The organism is Lentzea aerocolonigenes, from assembly GCF_000955955.1.
GTDB lineage: Bacteria > Actinomycetota > Actinomycetes > Mycobacteriales > Pseudonocardiaceae > Lentzea > Lentzea aerocolonigenes_A.
Genome location: NZ_JYJG01000505.1, coordinates 1 through 12837, shown reverse-complemented (window position 1 = coordinate 12837; position 12837 = coordinate 1). Strand labels below are relative to the sequence as shown.

Genomic DNA, 12837 nt, shown 5'->3' with positions numbered 1-12837 from the left:
GCACTTGCATACGCCATCAGAGCCAGGCACGCGTCCACCGGGCGGGTAACGGACAGGACTTCCGGCAACCTGCTTAGTGGCGTGGCCCGGACGGGATCACCAGGATGACCGACAGCACCACGGTCAGCCCCAGCAGGATCGCGTTCAGCCACTGGTCGCGCGGCTCGTACATGTGCAGCATCGTCAGGTGGTAGTAGAAGTGCAGCACGTTGAACACGAGCAGCGCGGCGCCGGTCATCTGCACGACGATCGCCTTGCGGGCGTTCGCGAGCGCGATGAAGCTCAGCACGGTGATGCCGAGGTAGAACGCGCCGACGTCTTTGATGAAGTGTTCGTTGAACGGGCCGAGCTGCGGGAGCCAGCGCAGCCCGAGCCCCGGGAAGTTGTCGTAGAAGTGCTGCGTGGCGAAGTAGGCGTGGACGCCGACGAACGCGCCCGTGACTCCCATGAACGCCAGGCTGATCCGGTCGAGTAGCAGTTTCATGTGCTGATGACGAGAGCCCGTGCCGGAACGTGACAGGCTCGAGCCGTCAGACCAGCCGACGGTTGCGACGTTCGAACCAACGCTCGGTTGCTCCATCAGGACGAACATCACCTGGGTGAACCTCGTCGCGTCGTGGACATCTTTCTAAGTAAGACCGAAAGAGGTGCACGATGAACAAGACAATCGCAGGTGTCAGCATCGCCGCGCTGCTGACCGCCGCCACGCTCCCGCTGCTGGCCGCAACCGCGTCCGCCAACCCGTCCGACAAGCCGTGCGACCCCTCGGGCCTCGTCGTCTCCGTGACGAAGGATCCGACTTCCGCCGCAGGTCAGCAGGCCTACATCGTCCACTACGCCGCTGCCGGGCCGCACACCAACTGCAGCTTGCAGGGTGCGCCGACCGCCGTCACGTTCACCAAGGGCAGCGGGCACAGCGAGGCCGACGGCAGCAACATCCAGGTCGTGCCGGACGACCCGTACAGCGTGCCGGTGCCGGTGAACGTGCAGCCCGGCAAGCCCGCCGAGTCGCGGATCCTGATGGCGTCGCAGGCGCCGGTCACGTTCCAGCCGAGCGTGGTCAACCTGAACCTGCCGGTCGCGGGTGGCGGGTATTCGGTGACCGTGGCCTGGCCGGCCGGCCTGCCGCTGCGGGGCGACCACGTGGAGCTCACGAACGTCTCCGCCGCCTAGGACTTCCCTCCCCTTCGGACTGCGTGGTTCCCGGCGGCGAACATCGGTCTGGTGGCGTGCTTGGTGGGCGCCTGCCCTACAGCATGCTGAGCTTCCGCAGGGCCACGTAGTCCGCGATCGCCTGCTGGCCCTTGATGTTCGCGTGCACGCCGTCGCCGGTGTCGTAGTCCGCGAGGATGCTGTTGGGCTTGACCGGATCGGCGAGCACCTGGTCGAAGTCGGTCAGGCCGGTGCACGTGGCGCTGCAGTCGCCGCCGTTCCTGAGGAACGCGGCCACGGTGTGGCGGTCGCGGTTGTTCTGGTCGGCGTAGCCGGGGCGCGGCGTGATCGGGGTGACGTGCACGGCGATGCCCGCGTCGCGCAGTCGCTGGAAGACCTTGCGGTAGCTGGCGATGATGTCGTTCGCCGTGCAGCCGTTGGCCAGATCGTTGGTGCCGTAGTAGTAGATCACCGCTTTGACACCGTGCAGCGCCAGGACATCTCGTTGCAGGCGTGCGGCAGCGTCGAGGCCCGCGACTCCTGGTGGGTTGCCGGGACAAACCGCGCTCGTCGTGCCGCTGATGCCCGCATTGGCGACGGTGAGCTGGTCGAGCCTGCGAGCCAGCACGTCGGTCCAGCGCCTGTTGGTGCCGAACTCGGTGCAGCCAGGGCCGCAGTTCGTGCTGCCGACACCGTCCACGACCGAGCTGCCGAACGGGACGATCGTGCCTTTGAGCGACGGGTTGTCGACGTCCACCGCACTGACGACGAGCGTCGACTGGGTCTTCTGCGTGTAGGCGTTGTTCGTGGCGTCCGCGGTGTGATCACCGGTGCCGGGCGGGGTGAGGTAGTTGTCGCGGAACGCCGAGTTGTGCTGACCCGGCACGATCTCGCCCGCGGCGTAGAGGCTGACCGCGACGTCGTCTCCAGGCCTCGTGCCGAGGGGCGTTCCGTCGCTCCAGACTTCGCCGCCTGCGGGGATGGTGACTGCGCGACGGCCCGCGAACGTCACTTCTCGCGGGGTGCCGATCGCGACGGTGGCGTGGTCGATGGTCAGCGGCCGGCTGCCGAACGTGTTCTGCAGGCGGACGCGGATCGCGGTGCCGCCCTGGCTGAGATGCGTGATCATCCGGATCGACTGGTCGTGCAGCGGTGTGGTGGCCAGGCGTTCCTGTGACTGGGCCCAGGAGGTGAACCAGGCGCGGCCGGCGCGCTGGGCCTCGGCCGTGCCGGTGGCGAGGAGGGTGAGAACGATCAGCGGGATCAGCTTCTTCATCGTTCTCGCTCCTTTTACAACGTTGGAAGCGCTCTCACGATCTATCTAGGCACAGCCTCGGATCGCGGTCAAGCTGAGGCACTACCCCGCGTCGACGATGCGGCGCAGCACGTCCGCGACCCGTTCCGCGCCAAGCCGGTAGCCGGACTTCGCGTGCAGCGCACCGGCTTCGTCGGCACGACGGCGCGCGTCGGAGAGCCTGCACTGGGCCAGATCCACCTCGGCGAGCATCCGGAGGCTCTCCCCCTCGATGAGCCGGTGCCCGGTCCCCCGGCTGATCGCAAGCGCTTCCTCAGCCGAAGCACGGGCAAGATCGTGCTCGGCGTGCCGGAGATGCAGTGCTGCCAACGAGATCAGCGCGTCGCACCGCCCTCGCTGGTGTGAGGTGGCGACGGCCAGATCCAGAGCCGTGTGCAGTTCGGCACGAGCCTCGTCGTCGTAGCCGAGCAGCAGGTGGGTGCTGCCGAGCACGTGCCACGCGCTGATCTGCGTGCGCCGCATGCCGAGCCGGGTGGCGATCTCCAGGGCTTCGCGGGCGGTGTCCAGCGCCAGGTCGTACTGAGCGAGGTCGCGGTAGGCGCCGGAGAGGTTCGCGAGGTTGCCCGCCTCCTCAGCGGGTTCGGCGAACTCCCGGCACAGCGCGAGGCCGGCCGAGTAGTGCTCGATCGCCCGCTCCAGCCTCCCAAGGGCCTGGCAGGAGCGGCCCGCGTGGGTTTCGCCCAGCAGCACGCCGAAGCGGACTCCCTTGCTGAGAGCGGAGGAGATCGCCCCGGTGTGCAGTTCGTAGGCGCGGTCGAGTTCGCCGAGCTCCCAGTAGGCGTCGCCGAGGACCAGCGAGCCGGCGGCGGGGCGGCCGTCCTGCTGCCACAGTTCGCGGGCTCGCAGGTAGTAGCCGGCGCAGTCGCGAGGACGTCCCATCGAGATCGACGTCCTGCCCAAGGCGCACAGCACCACGCGGTAGAACTCGTTGTGCCCCAACGATTCGGCGGCGACCAAAGCCTCACCCAGGAAAGTCAGGGACTGCTCGTAGTCGCAGCCGCACCAGTGGGCGTCGCCGATGATCCGCAGCGCGTGAGCCTCCGCCAGCAGGTCGCCGCTGCGCCGCGCCGCCTCCAGCACCACGGTGCCGGTGTCGAGCCAGACGGAGTGCATCCGGTGGCGCTCGAACTGCGGGTGCAGCGCGATCAGCAACTGCACGGCCAGGCGGGTGTGCCCGGCGGCGGAGGCGGCGTGCGTCGTGGCGACGAGGTTCTCGGTCTCGACGTCGATCCACGTGTTCGCGATGGTGTCGTCGATGAACGTCGTGTGCCGGTAGTCCTCGGCCAGCACGTGCCGGTACGTGCGCGGGTCGACGCGCTCACCGGCGTTCAGAAGCGTCAGCGCGAAGTGGCCCCACAGGCGTTCGGTCGCATCCGCGCGTTCGACGTCGGCGAGGTGGGCGGCGTGCAGGCGCAGCAGGTCGTGGAACGTGTAGCGGCCCGGCTGGTGCTCGTCGACGAGGTGCGCGGACGTCAGCACGTGCAGGCAACGGGCGGTCTCCGCGTCGTCGAGCGACGTCAGCGCGGCGATCGCGTCCGCTGTCAGGTCCCGGCCCGGCATCAGCCCCATCAGCCGGAACACCCGGCGCGACTGCGGGTCCAGCGCCTCGTAGGACAGGTCGAACGCCGCACCCACCGCCGTGTCGGGATCGCCCGGTACCGCCAGCGACGCGAGCCGGTCGCCGGAACGCAGCGCGGCTACATAGCTCGCGATCGACCTTCCGCCGAGCAGATGCGCCGCGGCGATGCGCAATGCCAGCGGCAGACCAGCGCACAGTTCGATCAGGTCGTCGACGGGTTCCGCCTGCACCCGTTCGAAGCCGAGCACCCGCGCGAGCAGCGTGCGAGCGGCGTCGCGATCGAGCAGGTCGAGCTGCACTCGCCGGGCACCGTCGCGGGCCACCAGACCGTCGAGCCGATACCTGCTGGTCACGAGCACGAGACAGCCGGCGGAACCGGGCAGCAGCGGGCGCACCTGACGGGCGTCCACCGCGTCGTCCAGCACCACCAGGACGCGCCGGTCCGCCAGCAACGTCCGATAGGCGGCCGCAGCGGCCTCGACGTCGGCGGGGACCTCGGCGCGATCCACGCCGAGCCCGGTCAGCAGGTGCGTCAACGCTTCCAGCGAGGTCAACGGGGCGCCGCCGCCGTGGCCGCGCAGGTTGAGGAACAGCTGCCCGTCCGGGAACCGCGACCGGGCGCGGTGAGCCCAGTGCACCGCGAGCGTGGTCTTGCCGATGCCCGCCATGCCCGCGATCGCGGACACCACCACCGCGTTCGGCTCACGCGCGAGCAGTCCGTCCATCGCGCGCAGGACGTCGTCCCTGCCGGTGAAGCCCTCGACGGCCGCAGGCAACTGAGCCGCCACGACCCGGGCAGGAGAGACCTCGGCCCTCGGCACCGGCGCGCGCGACGCCGCGGCGACCAGCCCGGCGTGCTCCTCCTGGCTCAGGCGTAACGCACTGGCCAGCCGGGACACGGTCTCGCGGTGCGGGTAGCGGCGGACTCCGCGTTCGAGCACGCCGACGGCCTGCGCGCTGATTCCCGCCTGCTCGGCCAGCGCCTCCTGGGTCAGCGCGGCGGCCAGGCGGTGGTGGCGCAGCAGTGCGCCGAAGGACCCGTCCACACACCCTCCCCTACCCCAACTGTATCGGTGGGTTGTGCGGGTTGTCGCTGTCGCCGCCGCCGTTCGGCCTAAAGAATGTGCTCCAGGATCGTGACCGGGACGGCTCCGCGGGGAGGGGGGACCCGGTCACTCCCCAGGAAGGCCGGTTGCCGCGACGGGGGCGGCAACCGGCCTTCACACTCACTTCGTCGACCCGGCCAGCACTCCCTGCACGAAGTACTTCTGGAACACCAGGAACACCGCCAGCGGCACGATCATCGACAGGAACGCGCCGGTCGCGAGCATGTCGATGTTGGTGCCGAACTGCCGCAGCTGAGCCCTCAGCGCTACGGTGATCGGCGCCGAGTCCTGGTCCGCGAAGACCAGGGCCACCAGCAGGTCGTTCCATACCCAGAGGAACTGGAAGATCGTCAGCGACGCGATCGCGGGCTTGGCGACCGGGAGCACGACGCGTTTGAAGATCACCCACTCGGTGGCGCCGTCCATCCGCGCGGCCTCGATCAGGTCGCGCGGGATGCCGGTGAAGAAGTTGCGCAGCAGGAAGATGGCGAACGGCAGCCCGAACGCGACGTGGAACAGCACGACACCGGTGATGGTGCCGAACAGGCCCAGCGCACCGAACAGCTTGGCCACCGGGATCAACGCGACCTGGACCGGCATCACGAGCAACCCGACGACGACCACGGTCAGCGCGTCCCGGCCGGGGAAGTCGATCCACGCCAACGCGTACGACGCCAGCGCCGCCATCACCACGACCAGAACCGTTGCGGGCACGGCGATGTAGAAGGTGTTGAGGAACGACTGCCACACCGCCTGGTTCGCCACGAGGTCCGCGTAGTTGTCCAGGGTGAGCTCGGACGGCTTGGTGAAGATCGTCCACCAGCCGCTGGAGGTGTTGGCCGACTCGTCGCGCAACGACGCGATCAGCAGGCCAAACACCGGAACCAGCCAGAACAGCGCCACCAGAGCGAGCACGAGCTGCACGAAACCGTTGCCCAGACGGGACGCCAGCCGGGACAGCACCCCGCGTTTGGGCGCACCCGACACGGGCACCTCGATGCGGACCTCTTCTGCCACCAGGGTCACGACCGCTCCCGTCGGAATCGGCGGATGTTGAACAACATCGCCGGGGCCACCAGCACGAACAGGATCACGGCCAGCGCACTGCCCGCGCCCTGGTCGCCACCGGCGCCGAAGGACACCTGCCACATCTGCAGGGCCAGCACGTTCGCCTGCTCCTGCACCGAGCCGGGCGCGATGACGAAGACCAGCTCGAAGATCTTCAGCACGTTGATCACCAGGGTCACGAACACGACCAGCAGCACCGGTGAGAGCAACGGGATCGTGACACGCCGGAACACCTGCCATTCCGTCGCGCCGTCGACCCGTGCCGCTTCCAGGGCATCGCGCGGAATCGCGGACAGGCCTGCCGCGATGAACGTGATCGCGAACCCGGTCATGATCCAGATCCAGGACGAGATGATCACCGGCGTGATGAGCGACGAGCCCAGCCACGTCAGACCGCGGAACGGCAGCGAGAAGTTCGACGACGGCAGGCGGACCACGACCTCACCCCGCGCCAGGTCGGGGAACGTGAACCTGCCGTCGTCACCGGTGGTCGTGCGCGCCACGACCTGCCCGTCCCGCACCGCTTCCACCGCCACGCCGGGCAGTCCGCGCTCGATCGGGTCGATCTTGCCCGAGTTGCCGTTGACCGACACGTCGAGCCACACCACGCCACGCAGCTCGCCGGCACCCGCGGTGGGCGCGGACGCCGGAAGTGCCTGCGCGGGCACCTGCTGCGGGTTGAAACCGATCAGCGGCACCATGACCGTGTCGCCGGCCTGCACCGGAGCGGTTCCCGCAAAACCCGCATCCGTTGCGGTGTAACCGGTTCGCGGCCGGGCGCCGGGGAACTGCGACGACGGGCTGAACACGTCGTGCACGCCGACCAGGACCGCGTTCACCACACCCTGGTTCGGCGCCTCCTCGTAGACGAGCCGGAAGATGATGCCCGACGCGAACAACGAGATCGCCATCGGCATGAACAGCACCAGCCGGAACGCGGTCGCCCAGCGGATCCGTTCGGTGAGCACGGCGAGCACGAGACCGATGCCGGTGACGGCCGCCGGAGCGACCACCACCCAGATCACGTTGTTGCGGAAGGCGATCAACGTCCGCGGGTCGGTGAACGTGTCGACGTAGTTGCGCAGGCCGACGAACTCGTCCCCGGAAGCGTCGAAGAAGCTGCGGATCAGCGAGAACACCAGCGGGTACAGCACGAGCGCCGCGAGAACGATCAGCGCCGGGAGCAGGAACGGGATCGCCTGCCGGGGCGAGCGCCCCGGCGCGGCGTCCACGTTCGTGCTGAGCCTGATTTTTCTGGGCATCATTTGCCGTAAGCCTTGGCCGCGTTGGCTTCCAGGCGCGCCATGATGCCGTCGACGTTCTTGGGGTCGGCCAGGAAGTCCTGCAGGTCCTTCCACTCCCCCGCGCCCTTCGTGCCACCGAACGCGGCCGGCGCCAGGTCGGACATGTCGAACCGCACGTTGTCACCCGCGTCGACGATCCGCTTCGCCAGGTCCTGCGTGACGTCGTCGGGGTAGGACGATTCCGGGATGTCCTTGTTGGGCGAGAGGAACCCGCCGAGCTCCGCCCAGATCTTCCCCGACTCCGGCGAGGCCAGGAACTTCATCAGCTCGGTCGTCGCCTTGTCGTCCTTGAACTGCACGGCCATGTCACCACCGGCGACCACCGCGTCCTTGCTGCCCGCCACCGACGGGAACGGGAAGAACTTGGCGTCCTGACCGACCTTCGCCTTGGTGTTCGTGGAGATCACGCTCGCCACGAAGTCCGCCTCGAAGACCATCGCGGCCGACGGCTGGTCGCCGAAGACGTTGATCACGGACTTGGGGAACTCGGTCTGCAGCGCGCCACCGGCGACGAGCGTCGGGTCGCCCCAGAGCTTCGCCAGTTCCTCCAACGCCTTCTTCACGGAGGGATCGGTCCAGGGAATCTCGTGCTTGGCGAGCTTGTCGTAGTTGTCCGGCCCAGCCGTGCGCAGGTAGACGTTCTCGAACCAGTCGGTGAGCGTCCAGCCGTCCGCGCCGCCGACCGACACCGCGGCGAGGCCGGTCTCGGCGATCGCCTTGCTGGTCTTCACGAGGTCGTCCCACGTGGCCGGCGGCGTCGCGCCGACCTGCTGGAACGCCTTCTCGCTGTACCAGAACGCGGACTTGTTGGCGGTCTTGAAGGTGAAGCCGTAGAGCTTGCCCTCGACGCTCGCGAACTGCTTCCACACGGCCGCGTTGTGCTCGGTCACGGCCTTCTCGACGTCCGTGCCGACCGGCTTCAACGCGTTGGCCTTGGCGAACTGGGCGACGAGACCGGGCTGGGCGATCAGCGCGACGTTCGGCGGTGTGCCGCCCGAGACTCTCGTCTGCAGCACGGTCGGCAGCTCGTCGCCGGCCGGTGTGTACTTGACGTCGGCGCCGGTCTTGGACTTGAACGCCTCCAGCACCTTCTCGAAGCTCTTCTGCTCGTCACCGGTCCACGGGCCGACGATCTCGACGGTCTGGCCCTTGAGGTCCTCCGAGCTCGTACCGGCCGCACCTCCCGAACACGCGGCGACTCCTGCGACTGCGGTGAACACGAGCAGTGCGGCGAACTGCTTCCTCATTGAAGCCCTACTTCCAGATCGAGGACCCGGTGGCCGGGTCGAAGAAGTGCAGCCGGGAGGTGTCCACCCAGGCGGCGACGGGTTGTCCTTCGTAGATGCGGGTGCGCGGGCTGAACCGTCCAACCAGGACGGTTCCCTTGCCGCCGGTCTTCGGCAGGTCGTCGGTTCCGGCGTCTTGTGCGAGCTCACGGGTGTCGTCGGTGACGACGGGCGGGACGTCGACCGGGAAGTGCACGAGGACGTCCGAGCCCATCGCCTCGACCAGGTCGGCGACGGAGTGCAGGATCTGGCCTTCGCGAGCGTCGGCCAGCGCCGTGTCCTCCATGTCCTCCGGCCGGATGCCTACGACGACGTCACGGCCGACGTACTGCTCCAGCGCGGGCCTTTGCCGCAGCACGGACTCGGGCAGCAGCAGGGCGTCCGAGTTGAGCGAGACCCAGAAACGGCCCTCCGGGTCGCGGTCGAGCTTCGCGGACACGAGGTTCATGCCCGGCGAGCCGATGAACCCGGCGACGAACAGGTTCACCGGGCGGTCGTACAGCTCCTGCGGCGGCCCGACCTGTTGCAGCACACCGCGCCTCATCACCGCGACCCGGTCGCCGAGGGTCATCGCCTCGGTCTGGTCGTGCGTGACATAAACGGTCGTCACGCCGATCTCGCGCTGGATCCGGGCGATCTGCGCGCGCATCTGCACGCGCAGCTTGGCGTCCAAATTGGACAGCGGCTCGTCCATCAGGAACGCCTGGGGAGCCCGCACGATCGCCCGGCCCATCGCGACGCGCTGCCGTTGCCCGCCGGAGAGGTTGCGGGGCTTGCGGTCGAGGTGCTCGGTCAGCTCGAGCACGTCGGCGACCTCGCGGACCCGGTGGTCGATCTCCTTCTTGTTGAGCTTGCGCAGCGTGAGGCCGAACGCGATGTTGTCGTACACGTTCAGGTGCGGGTAGAGCGCGTACGACTGGAACACCATCGCCACGTCACGGTCACGGGACGGCACGTCGTTGACGACCTGCTCGCCGATGCGGATGGAGCCCTCGGTGATCTGCTCGAGCCCGGCGATCATCCGCAGCGCCGTCGTCTTGCCGCAGCCCGACGGGCCGACGAGCACCAGGAACTCCCCGTCGCGGATCTCCAGGTTCAGGTCGGTGACCGCACGGGTGCCGTCGCCGTACGCCTTGCCCAGACCCGTCAGAACGACTTCTGCCACGTGAACTCCCTGGTTCGGTGTGACTGCAGACCGTAGGGCCGCCATCCCTAAGGAAGATTTAAGGCCGAAACACGATCTCGATAAGCTCGCAACACCTCTCCCAATCGGCGGGTTCGCTGCTTACGCTGCGTGTATGTCGAAGGTGCTGGTGGTCGAGGACGACCCGGTGGTCCAGGCGGCGCTCGTGCACGCGCTGACCGACCTCGGGCACGTCGTGCAGGCCGTCGGCACCGCCGTCGCGGCACTGCGCGAGGCGGGGACATCCGAGCTGGACCTGGTGATATTGGACCTGGGGCTGCCGGATCTGGACGGGGTGGCGGCCCTGCGGATGCTGCGCGGGGTGTCGAACGTGCCGGTCATCGTGGCCACCGCGCGCGGGGCCGAGAACTCGGTCGTGAGCACCTTGAACGCCGGCGCGGACGACTACATCGTGAAGCCGTTCTCGTCCGAGCACCTGGCCGCGCGGATCAACGCGCTGCTGCGGCGAACGGGTGGTTCTGCCGCCGCGGCCTCCGAGGTCGTGGTGCTGGGCGAGCTCTCCGTCGACCTCGCCCAGCGCGTGGCCACGCTCGGTGACTGCGCGCTCGCGTTGAGCAGACGGGAGTTCGACCTGCTGGCCTATCTCGCGCAACGGCCGGGGCGGGTGATCTCGCGCCGTGAGCTGATCCAGGCCGTGTGGGGGCATCCGTACGTCGGTGACGACAAGACGATCGACGTGCACGCGTCCTGGTTGCGGCGCAAGCTCGGCGAGACCGCGGCGCATCCCCGTTATCTGCACACGGTCCGGGGTGTGGGGTTCAAGCTGGCGGCGCCGGAATGAGATCGGTCATCACCCGTGCGCTGCTGATCGCCGCCGGGCTGGTGACCGTGGTTTCCCTTGCGGTTGCCGGGTTCCTGTTGTTCACGCAGGCCGGGGCGGTTGCTGCCGCGGCTGACCAGCGCGATGCGGCGGTCGTTGCCGCTGTGCTCGCGGTGTCCTCTGACGCCGACGACGTCCGGGGGACGATCGCGCGCACCTCTGCCGGTGCTCAAGGGCGGTTGTCCGTGGTGCTGGCGGACGGGACACGGCTCGGGGCCGGTGGTGGCGCGCCGGTCGTTTCCGTTGACGGGGCGGTGGTTTCGGTCGTGCCCGGCGCGGTTCCGTTCCCGGTCGGCGCGGTGTTGTCGGTGCTCGGTGTTTCCGTGGTGGCACTGGGTGCCGCGGTGTGGCTGGGGCATCGGCCTTTCACGCCGGTGCTTCGTGCGTTGCGGGTGCTGGCGTCCTCGGCTGGGCGGCGGGTGCGGTTGCGAGGGCCTGCCGAGCTGGAGGCGCTGGCTGCTTCCATCAACGAGGCTGCCGAGCAGACGTCCTCCTTGCTGGCGAAGGAACGCGAGATGATCGCGGACGTGTCGCACCGGTTGCGGACTCCCTTGGCTGCCTTGCGGCTGGACGCCGACGCGGTGGGTCCGGGGCCTGTCGCCGACCGGATTCGCAGCGCTGTCAGCACTTTGGGGCACGACGTGGACCGGATCATCCAGGAGTTGCAGCCTTCCGAGGGCTCGGCGGCCAGCACGTGCGACGTGGCATCGGTGGTGGAGACGCGGATGGCGTTCTGGTCCGCGCACGCTTCCAACCAGGGCCGGATGCTCGAGGTCGACGTCGGCGAGCCGGCCTGGGTTCCGCTCGCTCCGGACGCACTCGGGGCGGTGGTGGACGCGTTGCTGGAGAACGTCTTCCGGCACACTCCTCCCGCTGCTCCGGTCGGGGTGTCGGTGGTGCGGCACGCCGGCTGGGTGACCCTGGTGGTCGAGGACGGCGGTTCCGGAGTGGCTGACCCGTCGTCCGCTCTGCACCGCGGGAGCAGCGGCGGCGGGTCGACCGGGCTCGGGCTGGACATCGCCCGTGCCGCCGCGGAGGCCACCGGCGGCACGATCCACCTGGAACGAGGACGGCTCGGCGGGGCTCGGGTGCGGCTGCGGTTCGGGGAGGCGAACAGCCACCACTCGCCGGCCAGCCCGCGGGCGTGGAGATTGTGGCGTCCGTGATGTCGAGAAGGCGTTCCCTGCTACGACATGTCTGTGTAAGTGGTGCAGACATGCTTGGAGGACGTCATGACACGCCCACCCGTCGTCGAGTTCTCGGCTTGGGAAGCCGCACGGGACGAACTGCTGGTGCGCGAGAAGGCGCACACGCGTGAGGGAGATGCCATCGCCGCAGCTCGCAGGCGGTTGCCGATGGTCGAGGTCGACGGTTCGGCCCTGGTCGTCGGTGCCTCCGGACCGGTGCCGTTCGCATCGTTGTTCGAGGGACGCGACGAGCTCGTGGTCTACCAGCACATGTGGTGGGACGGGGCGCCGCACCAGGGTCAGTGCGAGGGCTGCACGCACATTCCGTGGCACTTCCCGGACGCTTCCTACCTGCACGCGCGCGGAGTGTCGTTCGCTGTGTTGACCGTGGGCGCGTGGGAGGAGGTGGAGCCGTTCATCGCGTTCATGGGCTACCAGCAGCCCTGGTACTCGGTGCGGGACGTGCCCGCACCGATCGGCGGCGACATGGGGTACTTCGCTTGCTTCCTGCGGGACGGGGACCGCGTGTTCCTCACGTACCGGACCACCGGGCGCGGGACTGAGGCGGTCAACGGGTCGTTGGCGCTGCTCGACATGACGCCGTACGGGCGCGGCGAGAAGTGGGAGGTCGTCCCCGACGGCTGGCCCGAGGGCCGTGACGCGTGCTGGTTCTGGCGGACTGACGCTTCGGGCAACCCGTCCTGGGGGCCGACGAGCAGGCCGGCTCCGCAGTGGACCCGGCCCGGCGTGACGCCTGAGGAGACGCTCGGCCGGGCCGGCCACTGCCACTAGACGGCTGATTCCAAGGGGTCTGCT

At 68.9% G+C, this 12837-nt stretch carries 11 protein-coding genes; 4 read left to right on the top strand and 7 right to left on the bottom strand.

Features of this window, described 5'->3' with window-relative positions; genetic code table 11:
- Nucleotides 1–73 precede the first annotated feature (73 nt).
- Nucleotides 74–484 carry a hypothetical protein gene (locus tag UK23_RS45040; RefSeq protein WP_045317984.1) on the bottom strand — a complete coding sequence of 137 codons (411 nt, stop codon included), beginning with the start codon at nt 482–484 and terminating at the stop codon, nt 74–76.
- Between the two features lie 170 nt (nt 485–654).
- Here UK23_RS45040 and UK23_RS45035 point away from each other — a divergent pair, with 170 nt between their 5' ends.
- On the top strand, nt 655–1173 hold the full coding sequence (locus UK23_RS45035; protein WP_052685619.1) for a hypothetical protein: 519 nt from the start codon (nt 655–657) through the stop codon (nt 1171–1173).
- Between the two features lie 76 nt (nt 1174–1249).
- Here the strand turns inward: UK23_RS45035 and UK23_RS45030 are convergent, their stop codons facing one another.
- The 6 genes from UK23_RS45030 to UK23_RS45005 all read right to left on the bottom strand — a co-directional run bounded on the left by UK23_RS45030 (nt 1250) and on the right by UK23_RS45005 (nt 9975).
- Nucleotides 1250–2428: a GDSL-type esterase/lipase family protein gene (locus UK23_RS45030; protein ID WP_045317980.1), complete on the bottom strand. Its 1179-nt coding sequence runs from the start codon at nt 2426–2428 to the stop codon at nt 1250–1252.
- Between the two features lie 81 nt (nt 2429–2509).
- Nucleotides 2510–5092, bottom strand: a complete 2583-nt coding sequence (locus tag UK23_RS45025) for an ATP-binding protein (RefSeq protein WP_052685618.1) — start codon at nt 5090–5092, stop codon at nt 2510–2512.
- A gap of 180 nt (nt 5093–5272) precedes the next feature.
- A complete protein-coding gene (locus UK23_RS45020) occupies nt 5273–6178 on the bottom strand; it encodes a carbohydrate ABC transporter permease (protein ID WP_045317979.1) in 906 nt (301 codons plus the stop codon).
- On the bottom strand, nt 6175–7485 hold the full coding sequence (locus UK23_RS45015) for an ABC transporter permease subunit (protein WP_156213853.1): 1311 nt from the start codon (nt 7483–7485) through the stop codon (nt 6175–6177). Before UK23_RS45015 ends, UK23_RS45020 begins: the two co-directional genes overlap by 4 nt.
- A complete protein-coding gene (locus UK23_RS45010; RefSeq protein ID WP_045317978.1) occupies nt 7482–8771 on the bottom strand; it encodes an ABC transporter substrate-binding protein in 1290 nt (429 codons plus the stop codon). Before UK23_RS45010 ends, UK23_RS45015 begins: the two co-directional genes overlap by 4 nt.
- A 7-nt stretch (nt 8772–8778) precedes the next feature.
- Nucleotides 8779–9975, bottom strand: a complete 1197-nt coding sequence (locus UK23_RS45005; RefSeq protein ID WP_045317977.1) for an ABC transporter ATP-binding protein — start codon at nt 9973–9975, stop codon at nt 8779–8781.
- A 133-nt stretch (nt 9976–10108) separates the two neighbouring features.
- Between UK23_RS45005 and UK23_RS45000 the strand changes: the two genes are divergently transcribed.
- From UK23_RS45000 to UK23_RS44990, 3 genes are all read left to right on the top strand, one after another.
- On the top strand, nt 10109–10795 hold the full coding sequence (locus tag UK23_RS45000; protein ID WP_045317976.1) for a response regulator transcription factor: 687 nt from the start codon (nt 10109–10111) through the stop codon (nt 10793–10795).
- Complete coding sequence (locus tag UK23_RS44995; protein ID WP_045317975.1) at nt 10792–12000, top strand: sensor histidine kinase; 1209 nt, start codon at nt 10792–10794, stop codon at nt 11998–12000. The genes UK23_RS45000 and UK23_RS44995 overlap by 4 nt, the downstream gene beginning before the upstream one ends.
- Nucleotides 12001–12066: 66 nt before the next feature.
- Nucleotides 12067–12813: a DUF899 family protein gene (locus tag UK23_RS44990; RefSeq protein WP_045317974.1), complete on the top strand. Its 747-nt coding sequence runs from the start codon at nt 12067–12069 to the stop codon at nt 12811–12813.
- Nucleotides 12814–12837 lie beyond the last annotated feature (24 nt).